Origin of the sequence: Tessaracoccus antarcticus (genome assembly GCF_003688855.1) — a bacterium.
In the GTDB taxonomy this organism is placed as follows: Bacteria; Actinomycetota; Actinomycetes; order Propionibacteriales; family Propionibacteriaceae; genus Arachnia; species Arachnia antarctica.
In genome coordinates this window covers 185,359-204,833 of sequence record NZ_REFW01000001.1, presented here as the reverse complement: position 1 = coordinate 204,833, position 19,475 = coordinate 185,359, and the positions used below count along the sequence as shown (strand labels likewise).

Genomic DNA, 19,475 nt, shown 5'->3' with positions numbered 1-19,475 from the left:
TTGGCACGCTTTGGATACGAGATGACCCCCACTGTCCCAATCCGCCCCGGTAACGTCAAGGGGCTGGGAAACTGTTCACTGACCCCGGCCCGGGGCGTGAGGCGTGGTCACCACGCCATTGCGCCCCTCGCCCGGGTTGAACGATTGGTTACGCAACCGTAAGCTACGCTGGCGTAAGTTCAGATTTGAGAGGGGCGTTGGTGCAAGGGCAGAGCGACAAAATGGTCCAACTTCTGACACCGGAGGGCGTGCGCGTCGAACACGACGACTTCGAGTTCACCGGCACCACCGAAGACCTCACAGGCTTCCTGCGGGACATGGTGATGGCACGACGATTCGACACGGAGGCCACCGCGCTCCAGCGGCACGGAGAGCTGGGGCTGTGGCCGCCGGTGCTGGGCCAGGAGGCTTCCCAGGTGGGATCCGCCAGGGCTCTGCTCGGTCACGACGTCGTGTTCCCCACCTACCGTGAGCACGCCGTCGCCATGTGCCTCGGTGTCCCCATGAGCCAGATACTCGGCCTGTTCCGCGGCTGCGACGCCGGGGAGTGGGAGATGCTGGAAAGGTTCCGGAACTACCAGATCATCATCGGCTCCCAGACGCTGCACGCCACCGGTTACGCCATGGGTCTGCAGTACGACGGCATGGTGGGCAACCCTGACCCCGCCGACAACGCCATGGTGGTGGCCTACCACGGCGACGGTGCCTCCTCGCAGGGCGACGTCAACGAGTCCTACGTCTTTGCGGCCAGCTACAACGCCCCCGTGGTGTTCTTCTGCCAGAACAACCAGTACGCCATCTCCGAGCCCATTGCGCTGCAGTCACGCATCCCGCTGTTCCAGCGGGCCCAGGGCTTCGGCTTCCCCGGCATCCAGGTGGACGGCAACGACGTCCTGGCCGTCCACGCCACCAGCGAGTGGGCTTTCAACCGCGCCCGCAATGGGGAGGGGCCGGCGTTCATCGAGGCGTTCACCTACCGGATGGGCGCGCACACGACCTCTGACGACCCCTCGAAGTACCGTCGCGACGCGGAGACCGAGGAGTGGCGTGGCCGCGACCCCATCGCCCGTCTGACCACCTACCTGCGCAACGAGGGCGCCGTCGACGACGCCTTCCTGAGCGCCCTCGACGCGGAGGCGAAGGACTACGGCGCGAGCATCCGCGCCTCCATCGCCACCCTGACGGACAAGACGATGGACGAGCAGTTCCGTACCGTGTACGCCGAGGAGTCCGTGGCTCTCGAGGAGCAGCGTCGCGAGTACGCCGACTACCTCGCCACCTTCGAGGAGAACGCATGAGCGAGACCCTGACGCTGGCCAAGGCGCTGAACCGTGGCCTCCGCCGAGCCCTGCAGGCCGACCCCAAGGTCCTGCTGGCAGGTGAGGACATCGGCAAGCTGGGCGGCGTGTTCCGCATCACCGAGAACCTGCAGGCCGAGTTCGGCGAGAACCGGGTCATCGACTCCCCGCTGGCGGAGTCCGGGATCGTCGGCACCGCCGTCGGCCTGGCCATGCGCGGCTACCGACCCGTGGTCGAGATCCAGTTCGACGGGTTCGTGTTCCCGGGATTCGACCAGATCGTCACGCAGGTGGCGAAGCTCCACGCCCGCACCTCGGGTCGCGTGAAGATGCCCATGGTCATCCGGATCCCCTACGGCGGCGGTGTGGGTGCCATCGAGCACCATTCGGAGTCGCCGGAGGGCTACTTCGTCCACACGCCCGGCCTGAAGGTCGTCACCTGCAGTTCACCGAACGATGCCTACTGGATGATCCAGCAGGCCATCTCCTCCGACGACCCGGTGGTGTTCCTCGAGCCGAAGCGTCGCTATCACGCGAAGGGGCAGGTCAACTTCTCCGCGCGGCCCCAGCCCATGCACCAGGCCGGTGTGCTGCGCCACGGCACGGACCTGACCGTCCTGGCCTACGGTCCGATGGTGAGGACCTGCCTGGACGCCGCAGAGTTGGCCGCAGAGGAGGGGGTGTCGCTGGAGGTCATCGATCTGCGTACCCTGAGCCCCATCGACTGGGTCACGATCACCGCATCAGTGCGCCGCACCCGTCGCGCCATCGTGGTGCACGAGGCGCAGCGCACGCTGGGTGTCGGCGCCGAGATCGCTGCCCGGCTGCACAAGGACCTGTTCTACGTCATGGAGTCGCCCGTGCTGCGGGTGACGGGGTACGACACGCCCTACCCACCGTCGAAGATCGAGGATGAGTTCCTGCCCAGCGTCGATCGAATCATGGACGCCGTGGACGCGTCCCTGGCCTACTAGGAGCGAGTGCATGAAGCGCCAATTCCGACTGCCTGACCCGGGAGAGGGCCTCGTCGAGGCCGAGATCGTGGCGTGGCGCGTCACGGTCGGGGAAATCATCGAGATCAACGACGTCCTCGTCGAGATCGAGACCTCCAAGTCGCTCGTGGAGCTGCCGTCGCCGTTCGCGGGTGAGGTCACGGGCCTGCTCGTGGAGGAGGGGTCCACCGTTGAGGTGGGGACCCCCATCGTGGAGATTGAGGACGGGCAGCAGGCGCCCGATGGTGCCGAGCCGCAGCCGAACCTGGTGGGCTACGGCGCCTCCGATGCCGCCCCGAGCCGCCGTCGTCGTTCCCGCCGCACCGACCACGACCCTGAGGTGACCCGTGCGCTCAGCGACTCCTACGAGCCGCACGAGCCCAGCCGCCGCCCCGACGAGGTGAAGCCTGCCGGCCACATCACCGCGACTGCGGTGGGAGATCCCCTGCCCGGCCCCGGGGTGGGACCCTCGAGGTCGGAACTGGTGCTCGCCTCGGACCGCGACGCGGTCCGAGCGAAGCCTCCGGTGCGCAAGTACGCCCGCGATCTGGACGTTGACCTGGCCGGCGTGGTCGGTACTGGACCTGATGGCACCATCACCCGGCGCGACGTCGAGGCCGCACTGGCCTTCCAGCGCATGGCGGAGGCACCGGCGCACGGGCGGATCATCAATGAACACGCGAGCTTCCAGCAGGGTGCCCCGGCGTACCAGTCGCAGCCGTTCGAGCCGTCCCAGCCCACCTTCACGGGAGGCGACACGGCCTTCGGACAGCCGTTCTCCGCCGGCCCGCAGGCCGGCAGCCCGAAGGGCGAGCGTCGCGTCCCCATCCGGGGTGTCCGCAAGGCCACCGCCGAGAACATGGTGCGCTCCGTGAACACCCACGTGCATGTCACGGAGTGGGTGACCGTGGACGTCACCGGCACCATGGAGTTCGTGGACACGCTGAAGTCGCGACGCGAGTTCACGGGTCTGCGCATCTCCCCGTTGCTCATCTACGCCAAAGCCATCTGCCTTGCGTTGAGCCGCAACCCCGACCTCAACACATCCTGGGATGAGGAAGCGGGCGAGATCGTCTACCACGGGAACGTGAACCTCGGCATCGCCGCGGCCACGCCCCGCGGCCTGATGGTGCCCAACATCAAGGGTGCCCAGCAGCTGAGCCTCCTGGAGCTGTGCCGGGCCATCAACCAGCTCGTCGTGGTGGCCAAGGAGGGCAAGCTCCAGCCCGGCGACTACTCGGGCGGCACGTTCACCATCACCAACGTCGGCGTCTTCGGCGTTGATGCCGGCACACCCATCATCAACGGGAACGAGTCGGCCATCTTCTGCATGGGTGCCATCCAGCGCCGTCCCTGGGTGGTGGGGGAGGGCCCCGACGAGGCAGTGGTGCCGCGCTGGGTCACGACGCTGACCATTGCTTTCGACCACCGCCTCATCGACGGCGAACAGGGGTCCCGGTTCCTTCGCGACGTTGCCGAGATCCTGGCGGAGCCCGCCCTGGCGTTGCTCTTCTGAGAGCCCCGCACCTGAGACGGACGAAGGGGGCCGCAGCCAACGGCTGCGGCCCCCTTCGTCACGTTGTGTGGGGTCAGGCCACCACGTCGGGGTCGTGGTCTTCCTTCGGCTCCGCATCCTGCTTGGACCGTGTGACGAGGGCGGTCATGCCCTCGAGGAAGACCCGTACCAGCAGGACGTAGAGGAGGCTGGTGGCGAGCCCGCCGATGAGGACCTGCAGGACGTTGACGGCATCAGCCGCATAGGTCAGCAGGTACGCCAGATCGAACACCCACTTCACCGCGATGGCAATCACGGCGATGAGGAAGATCGTGCCGCCGGCCTCGGGCAGCGCGAACTTCTTGAAGCTGAAGTCAAAGATGTTGGCGAACGCGCTGGGCGTCTTCGGCTGCACGGGCTGTTGCCATTGCTGCTGCTGCCCATAGGCGGGGGCGCCGTGGCCGGCCTGCTGCGCCTGGTCCCATCCCTGCTGGTTCTGGTCCCATCCCTGGTGGCCGGGTGCGCCAGCACCCCACCCCTGCTGTTGGTTCCAGTCGGTGGCGGAGGGCTGTGGCTGCGCGCCGGCGTTCCAGTCGGTGGCGGAGGGCTGCGGCTGCGCGCCGGCGTTCCAGTCCGTGGCGGAGGGCTGCGGCTGCGCGCCCCCCTGTGGCTGTGGGGCTGCCTGCCAGTCGGCGGCGGAGGGCTGCGACTGTGCCCCGGCGTTCCAGTCCTGTCCCTGCTGAGGGGCGGGCCACTCGCCCTGGCCGGGCTGGCCCGCACCGGCGCCACCCCACCCCTTTGTCCCCGGCGCATTCCAGTCCTGCGCCCCGGCGGCCTGGTTGTCCTGGTTCCATTCGGGTGCGCCGGGCTGGGGGGCGGCGTTCCAGTCGCCCGAGCCCTGCTGCTGCGGCCACTGACCGTCGCTCTGGCCGCTGTTCCACTGATTGTTAGACATGGGCGTCATTGTGCCACCCGGCCCGGCCATGCAGTGTGACGTCCCAGTGTCACGTCCCAGCCGTTTGGACGGGGGCCAGGCGGCGCGCAAGGATGTTGACATGGGGGGAACCTGCGAGCTGACCGTTGACCTGGACGCCATCAACGCGAACCTGCGTCTTGCTGCGAGGCTCGCGGGTGGACGGACGGTGCTGGCGGCCGTCAAGGCCAACGCGTACGGGCACGGACTGGTGCCGGTGGCGCGCAGCATCGAACACTCCGGTAGCGCGCAGTGGCTGGGCGTGGCGACGGTCTCCGAGGCGGTGGCACTGAGGGCCGCCGGGATTACGTTGCCCATCCTGAAGTTCACCATCACGCTGCCCGACGAACTTCCCGAGGCACTGGGCGCCGACATCGTGTTCACGGTCGGCGACGAGGAGGCCATCGATCATCTGCAGCGGGCGGCGTCGGCCGTGGGGATCGTCGCTGCCGTCCACCTCAAGATCGACACCGGCATGCGACGCATCGGCGCGCACCCCGCCGACGCTTCACGGCTCGCGCGCCTCATCGCTGACAGCACCTCGCTGGAACTTGGCGGCATCTACACCCACCTCCCCGTCAGCGACACTGGGGACGGTGACGCGTTCACCCGTGGCCAGTTCGCCGCCATCGCCGCGGCGGCACGGGATGTGGAGGCCGCCGTGGGGCCGCTCGAACATGTGCACGCCGCGAACTCCGCGGCGGTTCTGGGCCACGACCTCACCGGTACCTCCATGGTGCGCCCCGGCATCATGGTCTACGGCTCCTACCCGGATCCCAGCACCCCACGGGCCCACGCGTTGGCTCCAGTGCTGCGGTGGACCTCCCGGGTGGCGTTCATCAAGCAGGTGCTCGCCGGGGAGACGGTGGGATACGGCCGTGACTGGACTGCTCCACGGGACACCTGGGTGGCCACCGTCAACGTCGGCTACGGCGACGGATACAGCCGGCTCCTGTCGAACCGAGGCCACATGCTGGTGGACGGTACGCCCCGCCCGGTGGTGGGGCGGGTCTGCATGGACCAGACCATGATCGACCTCGGACCAGAGGTCCCCACCGTCCGGGTGGGTGACGAGGCGGTCCTCGTAGGCCGCTCAGGGGAGCACGAGATCAGCGTGGAGGACGTCGCGGCACTCATGGGGAGCATCACCTACGAGGTCACCTGCCTCATCACGGACAGAGTGCACAGGCGCCACGTGGGCGGCGTCAGTCCTTCGTCCACGCGTTGAGTTTGGGGCGCCGGCTCGTGAACTCGTCGATGGCGTGGCGGGCTATGGAATGCGTGGACCAACCGTCGACGACCGCGCCGACGCCGCCACCGACGAACGGGATCCGCTTCCCGGCCCAGACACCGAGGCGCTTGCCGCCCATCTGGTTCATGGCCCTGTCGAACAGTTCCTTGCTCACGAGGCGGTCCAGTTTGGCGTCGAACATCGGGGCGGTCGCCACGGCTGCCGGCGACGACGGCAACACCCCCTTGGAGACGAGCCCGGCATTGATGCCGGGGCCCAGCATGACCATGAGGATGGCGGTGCGCACGCGGGCGTCCGAGAGGTCGTAACCGCGCAGGTGGGCGATGCCGGCCACCACACGGGCCTGCAGGAACGCAGCCGCTGCCATGTTCGCCGGGATGGTGACCAATGAGACGAAGAAGCCTCCCCAGTTCGTGACGAAGCCCTGCCCACTGGCGTAGGCCACATGCTGGTTCACGAGCCATGTGATGGCAACCTCCGGGTCCCGGTGCTGATTCAGCAGGTTCCTGGCAGCACTGCGGGCACCCGGCATTTTGCCCTTGCCCTCGATGGCCAACTCCAGCAACTGGTGGAAGGCATCCGCGGTCAGGCCCTCGGCCAGCGCCACGACGTTGTTCGTCTCACTCATGTCCACCTCCTTCTCCGCACCCTCGGTGCACTGCACCAAGCGTTGCACACCACGTCAAGCACCCCGCCACGGTGGCCCACATCGCAAGCAGCAGCGACTGCGTCGGCCCACGTGTGGGCCCCTGGCGGCACAGTCCGTCCGGGGGTGCCCGCACGTGTCGGCGGTGGCTGCCAGACTGGGGGGATGCTCGACACCCTCTTCGGCCCGCCCGCGGACTGGCCGCGGCAGGACCTCATCGGGTTCTCCGAGGAGTTCGACCCCGGCCTGGCCCTCATGGCCTACCGGTGTGGTGTGTTCCCCATGCCCCTCGAGACAGGACTGTTCAACGGGGAGATGGGATGGTGGTCGCCCATGGATCGAGCGCAGCTCCCCCTCGACGAGGTGCGGATCACTCGTTCGCTGCGTCAGTCCGTGAAGCGGTACACCACCACCGTGGACACGGCCTTCCTGGAGGTGCTCGACGCATGCGCGGATCCTCGCCGCCCGGGTGGGTGGATCGACCAACGCATCCAGACGGCGTTCACGGTGCTGCACCACGTGGGCCACGTCCACAGCATTGAGACGTGGGACGGCAACGGCCGTCTCGTGGGTGGACTCTATGGCGTCCACCAGAACGGGATGTTCGCGGGCGAGTCCATGTTCCACGACCCCGAGCACGGCAGGGACGCCTCCAAGGCGGCGCTGCTGCGGCTCATCGTCGAGCTCCGCCGCGTGGGGGTGGAACTCCTCGACGTGCAGTGGCTCACCCCGCACCTGGAGTCGATGGGGGCCTCCACCGTGCCCAGGGACTCCTACCTGGAGCAGCTGGGGGAGAACTTGGACCGGCCACACAACACGGATTGGAGCAGGCCGGAGACATCACGCATGTCGGGCACGGCACTGCTGGCGATGATGGAGGATGGGTGACATGCCGGAGTTGCCAGAGGTTCAGGCCATCGTCGAACAGTTGGGGGATCGCCTCCCCGGCAGGGTGATCGCGGCGGGGCACCTGATCGCCTTCAGCGCGCTCAAGACCTACTCGCCCGGTCTGGAGGCACTGGCCGGACTCGAGATCTCCGGCGTTTCCCGGCACGGCAAGTTCATCGACGTCGACGCCCAGGGCATACACCTGATCTTCCACCTGGCCCGAGCGGGCTGGGTGACCTGGCATGACGAGGTCCCGCGCACGCTACCCCGGCCCGGCAAATCGCCCATCGCCCTGCGCGTGGAGCTGGATGACAATTCCGGCTTCAGCCTCACCGAGGCCGGTACCCAGCGACACCTCGCCGTCTACGTGGTGGAGGACCCATCGGCGGTGCCGGGTATCGCGGCGCTCGGACCGGACCCGTTGGATCCCGCTTTCACCGCGGACACGCTCGCCATCATCCTTGCCGCCGCGGGGAAATCCCAGGTCAAGGGTGTGCTGCGCGACCAGAAAGTCATCAGCGGCATCGGCAACGCCTGGTCCGACGAGATCCTCCACGAGGCCCGGCTCAGCCCGTTCAAACCCGCCAACACCGTCGATGCGGCGCAGCTGTACCAGCACATCCACGGCGTGCTGTCGTCGGCCCTTCAAGCCGTCCGGGGGGTGGAGCTGAACCGGCTCAAGGACGCCAAGCGGGGCGGGTTGCGAGTGCATGGTCGGGCAGGTGAGACCTGCGACGTCTGTGGTTCCGTGATCGCCGAGGTGTCGTTCGCGGACTCCTCGCTGCAGTACTGCCCGGGCTGCCAGACCGGTGGCAAACTGCTGGCCGATCGTCGCCTGTCCAAGCTGCTGAAATAGCTCCGCGCGGGAACCGGGCCCGCCGGCCAAGGGGCTGCTTCGAGAGGAGACACGGGCCACGCCGGGCACAAACAACCGGGCCCGACCTCGAGTGAGGCCGGGCCCGCTGGGAAGAGGGTAGGGGGGGTTACCCGTCAGCCCCAGATGCCCGCGTTGCGGGATTCAGTGGCGTCGTAGCCGTCAGAAATGTTGCCGAGCAGCACGGGCATGCGCTGAACGATTTCCTGCTGCTTGGCTGCCGATGCATCCCACGAGCGCTGGACTTCCACGTATGCGCTGCGGGCGTTGTCCTCCCACTGACCGAGTGACGAGCTGAGTTCGCCCTTCAGGTCGTCGAGGAGGCTGGTGAGTTCACGATGTGCCGCCGACAGGTTGGAGATGCCCTCCTGCATGCCGGACTTGGAGTACTGGGTTGCGTCGCTCATTGAGTGTCTCCTGTGATCGTTCTTCGGCGTCAGCCGATGAGTCCGGCGATTTGGTTGGCGGTGGCGGCGTTCTCTTCTTCACGCTGCACGTACTCGCGCTGGGTCTCAACGAGCGAGGTGTGGATCTTGTCCAGCCCCTGCTTGACCTTCTCGAACTCGGTGTCGAACTGCGAGTAGCCCTTCTGGAAGGCGGTCGATGCGTTGCCCATCCAGCGTGAGGACAGGTCGGTCATCTGACCCTGGAGCCGGCTCTGCAGCTTGTGAATATCTTGGTGCTTTGCCTCGATCTGCTGTGCAGCCTTGGCCATTGCGGCGCGGTCTACGGACTTGTTGCCCATGGAACATTTCCCTTCGACAGTTGGAGCGCGGAGGCTCTGTGGCAGCAACAACGAATCGTTCGGGCTGCTGTGATGTCATGGGAAACACTAGGCGCGACGGGGGTCACTGGCGAACAACGGCCATGGAATCGAGTAGGCATACCTAGGAGCACTGGGTGATCCGCACGGGCGATCACTACTCAGGGGACCTGGGTGATCATTCCCAGGGACAGGTTCGTGTCGGCAGCCAGGCCGGACGTGAAGAGGTTGATGAGCTGGCCCGGGACGACGGTGGGGGTCACATCGCCGTAGCCAAGGGCGCGGCGTGAGACGGCGTCCGGGATGGGGTAGCTGAGGCCCGCCAGGATGAGGAAGGTGGGGGCGTCGTCAGCCGCGGCGCTCGCGCGGAGCAGGGCGCCGCTCAGCTCGGGCATCTCGACGTGGTCGACGGAGTTGCCGAAGGGGGTCTGGTGCTCAGGCGGCATGGCGGGGGTGGGTACATCGATGCTCAGCGCGACCCTGCCGGCGTCGTCGTCGGTGAAGGTTGCGCAGATCGAAGCGTCCTCGAGTGCGCTGCGGTCCGCCGGCCCGGTGGGCTTGCCCAGGTTGATGTCCTGGTTGCCCGAGGCGGGAATGTCGTTGTTGCGTGCCCTGGCCAGGTCGCTCTCCGTGATGGGGCGTGGATCGTTTGCTCCCTGCGTGGCCTGGATGAGGCGCATGTCGAGGTAGGACACCTGGGACAACCCCTGGTCCAGTTGCACGTAGTAGCGGGTGATGCCGCCCTCGGCGCCCTTCACCTCCGCGAGGCTGCCGATGGGCATGCTCAGGGGGTTCTTGCTGGGTGTGGCGCCGTACGCGGGGAACTTCATGGGGACCATGGGGTCACCGACCGGGATGGCACTCATCCACAGGTTTCCGGGGCTGATGGTGGGCAGGTCCTCCACCAGTGGAGACTTGACGTCGCCCTGCGCCTTCCAGAGCTTGTGGGCCCTGCCGTTGGCGATCAGGTACTGCGACTGGTCGGAGGTCTCAGCCACCACGGAGAAGGGATCGCCGGTGGGGGACTCCACGTTGAACTCGAGACTGACGAATCGCTGCTCACGGCTGTTGGGTTTCGACGAGCACAGTCGCAGGGGGGCCGCCTGCAGGTCATCGGGGGCCGGCAACTGGCGTGGAGCGCCGGGAATGCCGTGCATCGGCAGCTGGGGCGTCCCCTTCAACTTCTCCGTGCTGACCTTCACCACGCGGGGCTGGCCGCCGGCGTCCACGCCGCCGGCCTGCAGGCGGGCAGATGCCACGTCGGCCATCGGGATGAGGCTTCCCCCGGAGTACACGAAGAGCATGCCGGCGGTGGTGTCGCTGACAACGACACCCTCCTCCTGCCAGGCGTCGCCGCCACCTGGCCGGATCAGTCCGATGAGCGCCGTCCCCGCCAGCAGCACCACCCCCAGCAGGACCGACACGAACGAGGCAGTTCCCACGCGCCGCAGGGGCGGGGTGGGGTCGTCGGGGTCCCGATCCACGAACGCCGCCACCATGCGGCGCGAAATGAAGGACTGCGCCTTGAGCAGATCCTTGCGCGTGGCCATGGGTGTCCCCTCCGTGGTGGTTGGTGGTCGGGATTGAGTCTAACGGTGCCCACAGTCGTGTGGCCGCGTGCGCGGCCGGGCGTCTTCACGGACCGGATCAGCCCTAGAGTGGGGGCCGACCGAAGGCGAGAGGAGGGGCCGATGCCCGCAGCCACACAGCTGAACACTGCCCGGCTGCCCATGCGTGCCCGCTCCACCCGCCACATCCCCAAGGTGCTTGCCTGGCAGGTGGCGATGGTGGTCATGCTGCTCTTCGTCGCCACCCGCACGTGGTGGGGCGTGGCGGCTGCCGCTGCGGTCCTCCTTGTCGCCATCCTCCTGACGGTTCCCGTCAATGGGCGCTCGTTGTGGGCGACCATGCGCGTGCGTGGCAGGTTCATGGCCCGGCGGCGGCGGCTCGTGGAGTCCCCGGACCTGCCGTCCGAACTCGTCCCCCTGGGCCAGTGGCTGCCCCAACTGCAGGTGACGCAGACGCGGAGCGCTGCCGGTGGCGAGATCGGCGTCGTGGCGGACGGCTCGTCCTGGGCGGCACTGCTGGAACTGACCTCCGACGACGTCCTCATCGTCGACCACGGCGCGGAGCTGAACCTGGAGACGCTGGGGGAACTCATCCAGCAGGATGACATCCTCTTCGCCGGCATCCAGGTGGTCACCCTCACCGTCCCGGCCCCCACGGCCGCCATGCTCACCCCCGACTCCCCGGCTCTGTCGTCCTACCTCGAGATCGTCGGCGGCGAGCCCACGCCCCCGGCGGTCCGCCGCACCTGGATTGCGCTGCGCCTCGACCCCCAGCTGTGCCTGGAGGCGGTCAACCGCCGCGGCAGCGGCCTGGCAGGTGTCCTGGCGACGCTGCGATTCGGGTTGCACCGCGCCCAGGCCACCCTCAAACGCCAGGGGGTCGCCACCCGGGCGCTGGACCCTCTGTCCATCGCGGAGGTCCTGGCGCTGGCATCGGGGGCCACCCCCCAGCATGCCGAGGGTTCACGCAGCGCTGAGACGTGGCGGCAGTGGTCGTGCGACGGACTGGTCCATGAGACGCGCACCATCTCCTCGTACGGATCCGACCCGACGGCCAACTACCAGGCACTTCTGGACAGCGCTGCCCAGTGCCCCGCCATGATGGTGCTGACCTCTTTCACCATCTCCCCGGGCCAGCGGGCCCGTGGCGCCGTGCGGCACGTCTGCCACAGCGAGGAGCAGGCGGCTGCTTCCGACGAGGAACTGATCCCCGAACTGGCGGGCCGCCTCTCGTTCGGTCCTCTCGGTGGCGTACAGGTGCCCGGCATGCTGGCCACGGTGCCCCTCGGCAGGCAGGTGGAGTCATGACGGTCATGCGGGACACATCCACGGCGACGTCCGCGTCGGTGATGTCGAGCGGGCCGGCGGGCCTCCTCCTGGGGAGGGGACAGGGCGGTCCCGTCACGGTGCGCCTGTTCAGGCCGGAACCAACCCGGGCATTCCTCAGTGCCCCGGAATGGGTCAAGTGGCTCATCGCCTTCCGCGCCGTCTGCCTCGGGGGGCACGTGTCCGTCATCGCGGGCGACCACCGACCCTGGCTCGGCCTGGCGGACACCATCAGGGCCTGCGGAGGCACCATCGACCTGTTGCGGAGTGCCGACGAACTGCCCGGCCAGGGGCGGGTGTACCGGCCCAGCCTCATCATCGATGAGCAGGGCGCCGTCACGCCCCAGATGCGCCTCGGCGCCTGGCAGGCACTGGTCACGGCCAGCAACCCCGCAGCGGAGGCGTCGGTGAGTGACATGCGCAACAGCGACATGTCCATCATCGTCCCCGCCGAGGGCCGCACCTCCGAGAACCTGCGCCGCGCCTACGCCCTCTCACCGGCCCAGATGAAACAGGCGACCAATCTCGGTGACAGCGACGTGGTGTGCGCCAGCGTGCGCCGTCTCGTGAAGGTCTCCATGCCGCCATCGCCCACCGAGTACCGCGTCCTGTTCGGCAGATGAGCACTCGGGCCGGCTCAGCCGAACAGTGAGCCGAAGTACGTGTACAGGTCCAGCACGCCCAGCAGTGCGGGGATGATGGTGATGATGGAGAGCCACTCCAGCACGTCGCCCCAACGGCCCCAGGTGGGCGACAGGATGCGGCCGAACGTGGCCGCGCTGTAGTGCGCGAAGACGTAGCCCAGCACGAGCACGCTGGCCAGCACCCCCACGACACCCAGCGGTGAGGTGATGGCGATCATGGCGAGCGCCACGAGACCCAGAATGGTGATGATGGCACCGGAGGCAAGCAGTGCGATGCGCTGGGTCAGACCCACGAAGGCGCGGGCACGCAGCGAGAACGCCAGCCCGATGCACAGCACCAGCACCAGCGCCCAGACCGAGCCCTGCCGCACCACCAGGAAGGAGCTCAGGACGGCCGCTGTGGTGCTGGCGGACAGCAGGGCGCCGAGGATGCGGTCGGCCAGCACCGCCCGGGCCACGATGTCCACCTGCACCGGTGTCTCGTCGGCCAGCATGGCCTCCGTGGATGCCGGCAGGTTGGGCAGGGCGATCCCCGCGAGCCGGTGGCTGAGGGCGGGGAGGAACGTGGTGGCCACGGCCATCACCGCCATGGTGACGGCGGCCACGTCGATGTCGTGACCCGGCATCAGCGCCATCACACTGCCTGACATCACCACGATGGCGGCGGTCAGGGCGGCAGCGAACAGGGCCATGGCCTGCACACGGGCCGCGAGCGCACCTGCTGCGGCGGCCACCAGTGACAGGGCGGCGGCCATCAGGATGTTGATGGCCAGGGGCAGGGCGGCTGCGGGGTCGGAGATGAGGATGGGAATGAACCAGCCCGTGATGCCGGCGAGCGCGACGCTGGCCCATGCCAGGCAGGAGGCGGTGTGGCGCTCCCCAGCGGCCCGCGCCAGGGCGATGGCGGCGATCATGGTGGCGAAGGAGAAGAACGCCGTGATGCCGAGCGCGAGGGCGAGCGTGAGTCCCCGTTCGTCCCGGACGCTGGAGGTCACGAGCAGCGGCATGGCCACCAGCAGCCCCAGCATCAGCGCCAGGGAGAGGGTGCGGCTGTGCCGCGGCAGCCACGAGGGCCGGGCGCGGGTGGTGGCGGCGACGGCGTCGATGACGTCGTCGAATGCGGCGTCGGGGATGGCGTTCTCGCGCTGGCGAAGGTGCAGGGTCTCGCCGTCCCGGATGCTGAGCTGCCTGACGGGGACGTAGAGGTCCAGCGGATCAGCACCGAAGCGTTGCAGGACCCAGGCGTGGACCGCCTCCGTGGGGGTGTTGCCGTCAATGCCGGCGAACCGCAGGATGCTGGGCAACAGCTCGCTGAGGGACACGGACCCGGGCAGTGCCAGGTCCACCCGGCGGGATTGGGAGATGATCGTGACCCGCGACAGGTCTTCCTCAGTGGTGCTGCTCACGGGCCCACCGTAGTGCGACGGACGGCCAACGGGCCACAGGTGACCTGGTCTGATCCGTTAGCAGTCGTCGTGACGGGACTAACCGTGACCTGTCGAAGGACAGAGCCGGGCGTTGCGGTGTGACTCAGGCGGGGTCCGGTTGCGCGCCCAGGTGCTGGACCGTGGCGGCCGACGAGGACGTCGCCGCGACCATGGCCTCACGTCGCCCCGCACCCCCGACGAGTGCTGCCGCGAGCGCCCCGCAGTAGGCGTCCCCGGCGCCCGTGGTGTCGACGACGTCCACGCGCTGGGCCGGGACGGCGATATCGCCCCAGCGGGATCCGTCGGTGCCGAGGGTGACGAGGACGTCGGGGGCGTTCAGTCCGTCGCCCTGCATCATCTCGTGCTCCTTCTCATTCACGATGATGAGGTGGCAGGCATCGAGCACGTCCTGGGGGAGCGGTGCGTACGGCGCCAGGTTGAGGATGACGCGGGCGCCGCGCCCGGCCGCGTCCAGTATCGCCGTCTGCGTGACGTCGAGGGGCAGTTCCATCTGCATCAGGAGGATGTCCTCGGACCCCAGATCCGCCAGGGCGGCAACGTCGGACTCGGAGACATGGTGGTTGGCGCCCGGCGCCACCACGATCATGTTGTCCCGCGCCGCGTTCAGCATGATGAGGGCGGTACCGGTGGGGACGTCGGGTTCGAGCACGAGCCGGGTCACGTCGACGCCGTGACCGAGAAGTCGGTCGCGGTACGTGCGGCCCGGAGCGTCGTCACCGAGGTGTCCGACGAACAGGGTCTCGGCCCCGGCGCGGGCGGCGGCCACGGCCTGGTTGCCGCCCTTGCCGCCGAAGCGCTGCACGAGGTCGCCTCCCATGACGGTCTCCCCCGTGGTGGGGTGGCGTTCCATCTCCACGTAGAGGTCCTGGCTGGCGGATCCCAGGACCACCACGCGACCCCGGCCGTGATGCCCTGCACTCGTCGTCCTCATTGCTGACCCCTGCTCGTCGCCTTGTCCGGACACTGTAGTGGCACCGTCTGCGGCGCGACGGCGACGGCGGACGTTGGCGGCCTCGCCAACTGCCCTCATCGCGCACTACCGTGGGTGCACCTGTGCACAGGCAGGCGAATGGGGTGAGACGGCTCAATGGGTGTGGTCACGTTCAACCGTCCGAAGCGCGTCGCGACGCCGCCACTGCCGCGCGGTGACCTCCTGCTGGAATCGCCGCCGGAAATCCCGCCCCCCAGCGCCTCCAAGCCCTTCGGTGCGGTGCTGCGGATGCTGCCGATGCTCGCCGGGGGCCTCGCCATGGGGCTGATGTTCATGGGTGGCGGCGGCATGGGCGGCAAGGGGCCGCTGGGTGGTGTCATCGGCGGACTCTACGGCGTGTCCATGATGGGCATGATGCTGTCGCAGATGGGCCGCTCCAACGACGATCAGGCCGCCCAGCTGGACGCCAACCGGCGCGACTACTTCCGCTACCTGGCGCAGACCCGTCGCAAGTTCACCGAGACCGCCGACGAGCAGCGCGCACGGGCCGCGTTCCTGCACCCCACCCCGGACAGCCTGTGGACGCTCGTGGGCGGGGCCAGGATGTGGGAGCGTCGCGTCGATGCCGAGGACTTCGCGTCGGTCCGCCTCTCGGTGGGTTCGCAGCAGTCCGCCAAGCGCATCACACCGCCGGAATCGCAGCCGCTCGAGGACCTGGAGCCGTTGTCGACGGGGGCGTTGCGCCGGTTCATGCGCACGCACCGCCTCATCCCGTCGGTCCCGCTGGCCGTCGACCTGCGCGGCTTCCGCGCCATCCGGTTCGTGGGGGATGAGGAGGCGTGCCGCAAGGTGGCGTTCGCCATGGTGGCGCAGCTCGTCACCTGGCACGCGCCCACCGATGTTGCCCTCATGGTGGCCGCCGCCAACGCCCACCAGGACCGGTGGCACTGGGTGAAGTGGCTTCCCCACCTGCAGCACCCCACCGAGACCGACGGCGTCGGACCGGTGCGCATGTTCGCCACCGGTGCGGCGGACCTGTCGCCGCTGGCCGTGGCCGCGCAGTCCGCGGACCGTGTGCCTGCGCTGATGGTGGTGGTGGCCGACGGCATCGACGGGATCGACGCCACCCAGTTCGACACACCCTCCACCAAGTCCGTCACCATCGAGGTGACAGGACAACGCGAGCTGCCGCGTTCCCTGGACCCCGGCGTGGCCGTGTTCGAGGTCCGCGGCGACACCATCACCCTGCACCGTCGCACCGCCAAGAACCCCCACGCCCGCACTCCGTTCGGGCGACCCGACGCCGTCACCGGTGTCTACGCCGAAATGCTGGCCCGCGCCATGGCACCCTTCCGGATGCCGGTCACCGCTGCGGGCGCCACCGACACCGATGTGGCGGAGGTCGTCTTCGAGGCACCCAAGGACTACCCGGCCATGCTGGGGGTCGGCGATCCGTTGACGCTGGACCCACGTCTCGCCTGGCGTCCGCGACCGCTGCGGCAGCACCTGCGCGTGCCGTTCGGCACCGCCGACGACGGCAGCACCGTCGAGCTGGACATCAAGGAGTCGGCGCAGGGCGGCATGGGTCCGCACGGGATCTGCATCGGCGCCACCGGCTCGGGCAAGTCGGAGTTCCTGCGCACCCTCGTGCTGGGGTTGGCCATGACCCACTCCACGGAGCAGCTGAACTTCATCCTCGTCGACTTCAAGGGCGGCGCCACCTTCCTGGGCCTCGACGAACTGCCCCACGTGTCGGCCGTCATCACCAACCTGGAGGGCGAACTCAGCCTCGTGGACCGGATGGCCGACGCCATCGGGGGGGAACTGGACCGTCGCATGGAGGTGCTGCGCTCTGCCGGCAACTTCAAGAACCGCGAGGACTACGAGACGGCCAGGCAGGCGGGCGCCGACATTCCGCCGATGCCCAGCCTGCTCATCGTGGTGGACGAATTCTCCGAACTCCTCACCGCCCGGCCCGAGTTCATCGACCTCTTCGTCCAGATCGGGCGGGTGGGGCGATCCATCGCCGTCCACCAGTTGCTCGCCTCGCAGCGGCTGGAGGAGAACAAGCTCCGCGGGCTCGACACATTCCTGTCCTACCGGATCGCACTGCGCACCTTCAGTCCCGCCGAATCCCGGGCCGTGATCGGGGTGCCTGACGCCTACGAACTCCCCAACCCGCCCGGCAACGGCTACCTGAAGTACGACACCACCGGCATGACCCGGTTCAAGGCCGCCTACGTCTCCGGGCCCTGGCACGGCACCTCGAGCGCCCCGGAACAGGAGCGCGACGTCATCGTGGAGGGCATCGCCCTGGACCCCTCACGGTGGGTGCCGCCCGTCCTCGAGTTCAGCCTCGACTACGTGATGCCGGTGTCCGCGCCCGCGCCGGATTCATCGGCGGCGCCGCCGTCGTCACGGACCACGGCGGTCGCAGCACGGGCCGAGGTGGAGGCACCCGAGGACGACGAGACGCTGCTGTCGATCGCCGTGGGACGTCTCCGCGGCCACGGCTGGCCGTCGCACAAGGTGTGGCTGCCGCCACTGGAGGAGCCGCCCACGATGGACCTGCTGCTGGGGGCACTGCAGGAGGTGGAGGGCCGCGGCCTCACGGTCGCGGAACCGGGCTGGAGGGGAACGTTGCGTGCCCCCGTCGGGCTCATCGACAAACCGCGTCAGCAGCGCCGCGACCCGTGGTGGCTCGACTTCTCCGGCTCCGGAGGCAACCTGGGTGTCGCGGGGGGGCCACAGTCGGGCAAGTCCATGGCCCTGCGAGCCGCCATCGCAGGCCTGTCGCTGACGCACACGCCGCAGGAAGTGGGCTTCTACTGCCTCGACTTCGGTGGCGGCTCGCTGCTGTCGATGCGTCACCTGCCGCACATGGGGTCGGTCACCAGCCGGCTCGACGTCGACAGGGTGCGTCGCACCGTGGCCGAGATCACGTCGCTGCGCTCCGCCCGTGAACGCCAGTTCGCCGAGCACGGCATCGACGGCATGTCCACCTACAGGCAGGCGCGCCGGGATGGCAGCATCCCGGCCGACAGATTTCCCACCGACGTCTTCTTCGTCATCGACGGCTGGTCCACCCTCAAGACGGAATTCGAGTCGCTGGAACCCCAGGTGCAGGTGCTGGCCAACGGCGGGCTCGGCTTCGGCATCCACGTGTGGGTGGCGGCGTCGAAGTGGTCGGAGGTGCGTGCCGGTACCAAGGACGCCCTGCAGAACCGCATCGAGCTCAAACTGGGCGACGCCTTCGACTCCGAGATCGACCGCAAGATCCAGCTGGTCATCCCCACCGGACGTCCGGGTCGCGGCATCACCGCCGGGAACCTCCACACCCTCATCGGTCTTCCCCGCATCGACGGCGTCGAGGACGCAGTCGACATTGCTGCCGGCCAGCGCTCCTTCATCCAGGCGCTCAACACTGCGTGGAAGGGTCCCCGGGCGGCGGATGTTCGGCTGTTGCCGGAGGAGCTCAGCCTCACGGCTGGCCTGCCCGCCATCACGCACGACCCGCCGGAGCGGACCGTGCCGTACGGGGTCGACGAGCTGGAGCTGGCGCCTGTCGCGCTCGACCCGGCCTCCGACCCGCACATGGTGATCATCGGCGGTCCGCAGTGTGGCAAGTCCAACCTGCTGCGCACCTTCCTCCACGGGCTCACCACGAGGTACACCTCCAAGGAAGCCAAGATCATCATCGTCGACTACCGGCGGTCCCTGCTCGGTGAGATCGAGAGCGATCACCTCATCGGCTACTACCCGTCGGCGTCCGCGGCCACCCCCATGCTGCAGCAGGCCGCCGAGGCGGTCCGCGCCCGACTGCCCGGCCCCGACGTGACGCAGCAGCAACTGCGGGACCGGTCGTGGTGGACAGGGCAGGAGATGTTCGTCGTGGTCGATGACTACGAACTCGTCGCCACCTCCACGGGGAACCCCATGGCTCCGTTCGCCGACCTCATCAGCCAGGCCTCCGACATTGGTCTGCACATCATCCTGGCCCGTGGCGCGGGTGGTGCGGGACGGGCCATGTTCGGCGACCCCCTCATCACGCGCATGAAGGAGTCCGCCAACCCGGGCCTCATCATGAGCGGCAACAAGGACGAGGGTGCACTGTGGGGGGACGTCAAGGCGACGCCCATGCCCCCCGGCCGCGGCACGCTCATCACCCGCACGTTCAAGGGGTCGATCCAGACGGCGCTCTACGACGCGGACACACCCCCTGTGTCCTGAGCGGATACACCCTTCACCGTTTCGCGAATTGCTTCGCATGTAATCCCCATCGAAGAAGTTGGCGTGGCAAAAACCCGTCCGGCATGTCCCCGGAGGGCGCATGCCATCGTGGGCGGCACTCAGACAACGGGAAAAGGCAATTCCTGA

Annotated in this window: 16 protein-coding genes; 9 read left to right on the top strand and 7 right to left on the bottom strand. The window is 68.5% G+C overall.

Features of this window, described 5'->3' with window-relative positions; all coding sequences use genetic code 11:
- Positions 1–221: 221 nt before the first annotated feature.
- The 3 genes from EAX62_RS00925 to EAX62_RS00915 are packed head-to-tail and all read left to right on the top strand — an operon-like array spanning position 222 to position 3,806.
- Entirely contained in the window at positions 222–1,298 is a 1,077-nt protein-coding gene (locus tag EAX62_RS00925) for a thiamine pyrophosphate-dependent dehydrogenase E1 component subunit alpha (RefSeq protein ID WP_121899814.1), read from the top strand.
- A complete protein-coding gene (locus tag EAX62_RS00920) occupies positions 1,295–2,272 on the top strand; it encodes an alpha-ketoacid dehydrogenase subunit beta (RefSeq protein WP_121899813.1) in 978 nt (325 codons plus the stop codon). Before EAX62_RS00925 ends, EAX62_RS00920 begins: the two co-directional genes overlap by 4 nt.
- Before the next feature lie 10 nt (positions 2,273–2,282).
- Positions 2,283–3,806, top strand: a complete 1,524-nt coding sequence (locus tag EAX62_RS00915; protein WP_121899812.1) for a dihydrolipoamide acetyltransferase family protein — start codon at positions 2,283–2,285, stop codon at positions 3,804–3,806.
- Between the two features lie 73 nt (positions 3,807–3,879).
- Here the strand turns inward: EAX62_RS00915 and EAX62_RS00910 are convergent, their stop codons facing one another.
- The gene (locus EAX62_RS00910) at positions 3,880–4,740 is read right to left on the bottom strand and encodes a DUF4282 domain-containing protein (protein ID WP_121899811.1); all 861 of its coding nucleotides are present in this window, start codon (positions 4,738–4,740) and stop codon (positions 3,880–3,882) included.
- Positions 4,741–4,840: 100 nt separating this feature from the next.
- Between EAX62_RS00910 and alr the strand changes: the two genes are divergently transcribed.
- Positions 4,841–5,986 (top strand): alanine racemase, encoded by a 1,146-nt coding sequence (gene alr / locus EAX62_RS00905; RefSeq protein WP_121899810.1) that lies wholly within the window; start codon positions 4,841–4,843, stop codon positions 5,984–5,986.
- Here the strand turns inward: alr and EAX62_RS00900 are convergent.
- Complete coding sequence (locus EAX62_RS00900; RefSeq protein WP_147453960.1) at positions 5,964–6,638, bottom strand: EcsC family protein; 675 nt, start codon at positions 6,636–6,638, stop codon at positions 5,964–5,966. The two genes, alr and EAX62_RS00900, sit on opposite strands and share 23 nt — an antisense overlap.
- A 183-nt stretch (positions 6,639–6,821) precedes the next feature.
- Between EAX62_RS00900 and aat the strand changes: the two genes are divergently transcribed.
- Together aat and EAX62_RS00890 are read left to right on the top strand one after the other, a co-directional pair.
- Positions 6,822–7,544, top strand: coding sequence for a leucyl/phenylalanyl-tRNA--protein transferase (gene aat, locus EAX62_RS00895; protein ID WP_121899808.1), 723 nt, complete (start codon positions 6,822–6,824; stop codon positions 7,542–7,544).
- A 1-nt stretch (position 7,545) separates the two neighbouring features.
- Positions 7,546–8,400, top strand: a complete 855-nt coding sequence (locus tag EAX62_RS00890; RefSeq protein ID WP_121900921.1) for an Fpg/Nei family DNA glycosylase — start codon at positions 7,546–7,548, stop codon at positions 8,398–8,400.
- Between the two features lie 134 nt (positions 8,401–8,534).
- Here the strand turns inward: EAX62_RS00890 and EAX62_RS00885 are convergent, their stop codons facing one another.
- The 3 genes from EAX62_RS00885 to eccB form a co-directional block, all read right to left on the bottom strand.
- A complete protein-coding gene (locus EAX62_RS00885) occupies positions 8,535–8,825 on the bottom strand; it encodes a WXG100 family type VII secretion target (protein ID WP_121899807.1) in 291 nt (96 codons plus the stop codon).
- Positions 8,826–8,854: 29 nt separating this feature from the next.
- Entirely contained in the window at positions 8,855–9,163 is a 309-nt protein-coding gene (locus EAX62_RS00880) for a WXG100 family type VII secretion target (RefSeq protein ID WP_121899806.1), read from the bottom strand.
- Between the two features lie 179 nt (positions 9,164–9,342).
- A complete protein-coding gene (gene eccB, locus EAX62_RS00875; RefSeq protein ID WP_121899805.1) occupies positions 9,343–10,731 on the bottom strand; it encodes a type VII secretion protein EccB in 1,389 nt (462 codons plus the stop codon).
- Between the two features lie 141 nt (positions 10,732–10,872).
- Here eccB and eccE point away from each other — a divergent pair, with 141 nt between their 5' ends.
- Both eccE and EAX62_RS00865 read left to right on the top strand, forming a co-directional pair.
- Positions 10,873–12,057 (top strand): type VII secretion protein EccE, encoded by a 1,185-nt coding sequence (gene eccE / locus EAX62_RS00870; protein WP_121899804.1) that lies wholly within the window; start codon positions 10,873–10,875, stop codon positions 12,055–12,057.
- Positions 12,054–12,698, top strand: coding sequence for a hypothetical protein (locus tag EAX62_RS00865; RefSeq protein WP_121899803.1), 645 nt, complete (start codon positions 12,054–12,056; stop codon positions 12,696–12,698). Before eccE ends, EAX62_RS00865 begins: the two co-directional genes overlap by 4 nt.
- Positions 12,699–12,712: 14 nt before the next feature.
- Here EAX62_RS00865 and eccD read toward each other — a convergent pair whose 3' ends face one another.
- A complete protein-coding gene (gene eccD, locus EAX62_RS00860) occupies positions 12,713–14,125 on the bottom strand; it encodes a type VII secretion integral membrane protein EccD (RefSeq protein WP_158600432.1) in 1,413 nt (470 codons plus the stop codon).
- Positions 14,126–14,249: 124 nt separating this feature from the next.
- Complete coding sequence (locus tag EAX62_RS00855) at positions 14,250–15,098, bottom strand: ribokinase (protein WP_121899801.1); 849 nt, start codon at positions 15,096–15,098, stop codon at positions 14,250–14,252.
- 156 nt (positions 15,099–15,254) lie between these two features.
- Here EAX62_RS00855 and eccCa point away from each other — a divergent pair, with 156 nt between their 5' ends.
- Positions 15,255–19,328, top strand: coding sequence for a type VII secretion protein EccCa (eccCa, locus tag EAX62_RS00850; protein WP_121899800.1), 4,074 nt, complete (start codon positions 15,255–15,257; stop codon positions 19,326–19,328).
- Positions 19,329–19,475: the final 147 nt, after the last annotated feature.

Coding starts and splice junctions, on each gene's coding strand:
- EAX62_RS00925 (WP_121899814.1), top strand. CDS start 222: ATGGTCCAACTTCTGACACCGGAGGGCGTGCGCGTCGAACACGACGAC.
- EAX62_RS00920 (WP_121899813.1), top strand. CDS start 1,295: ATGAGCGAGACCCTGACGCTGGCCAAGGCGCTGAACCGTGGCCTCCGC.
- EAX62_RS00915 (WP_121899812.1), top strand. CDS start 2,283: ATGAAGCGCCAATTCCGACTGCCTGACCCGGGAGAGGGCCTCGTCGAG.
- EAX62_RS00910 (WP_121899811.1), bottom strand. CDS start 4,740: ATGTCTAACAATCAGTGGAACAGCGGCCAGAGCGACGGTCAGTGGCCG.
- alr (WP_121899810.1), top strand. CDS start 4,841: ATGGGGGGAACCTGCGAGCTGACCGTTGACCTGGACGCCATCAACGCG.
- EAX62_RS00900 (WP_147453960.1), bottom strand. CDS start 6,638: ATGAGTGAGACGAACAACGTCGTGGCGCTGGCCGAGGGCCTGACCGCG.
- aat (WP_121899808.1), top strand. CDS start 6,822: ATGCTCGACACCCTCTTCGGCCCGCCCGCGGACTGGCCGCGGCAGGAC.
- EAX62_RS00890 (WP_121900921.1), top strand. CDS start 7,546: ATGCCGGAGTTGCCAGAGGTTCAGGCCATCGTCGAACAGTTGGGGGAT.
- EAX62_RS00885 (WP_121899807.1), bottom strand. CDS start 8,825: ATGAGCGACGCAACCCAGTACTCCAAGTCCGGCATGCAGGAGGGCATC.
- EAX62_RS00880 (WP_121899806.1), bottom strand. CDS start 9,163: ATGGGCAACAAGTCCGTAGACCGCGCCGCAATGGCCAAGGCTGCACAG.
- eccB (WP_121899805.1), bottom strand. CDS start 10,731: ATGGCCACGCGCAAGGATCTGCTCAAGGCGCAGTCCTTCATTTCGCGC.
- eccE (WP_121899804.1), top strand. CDS start 10,873: ATGCCCGCAGCCACACAGCTGAACACTGCCCGGCTGCCCATGCGTGCC.
- EAX62_RS00865 (WP_121899803.1), top strand. CDS start 12,054: ATGACGGTCATGCGGGACACATCCACGGCGACGTCCGCGTCGGTGATG.
- EAX62_RS00855 (WP_121899801.1), bottom strand. CDS start 15,098: ATGAGGACGACGAGTGCAGGGCATCACGGCCGGGGTCGCGTGGTGGTC.
- eccCa (WP_121899800.1), top strand. CDS start 15,255: ATGGGTGTGGTCACGTTCAACCGTCCGAAGCGCGTCGCGACGCCGCCA.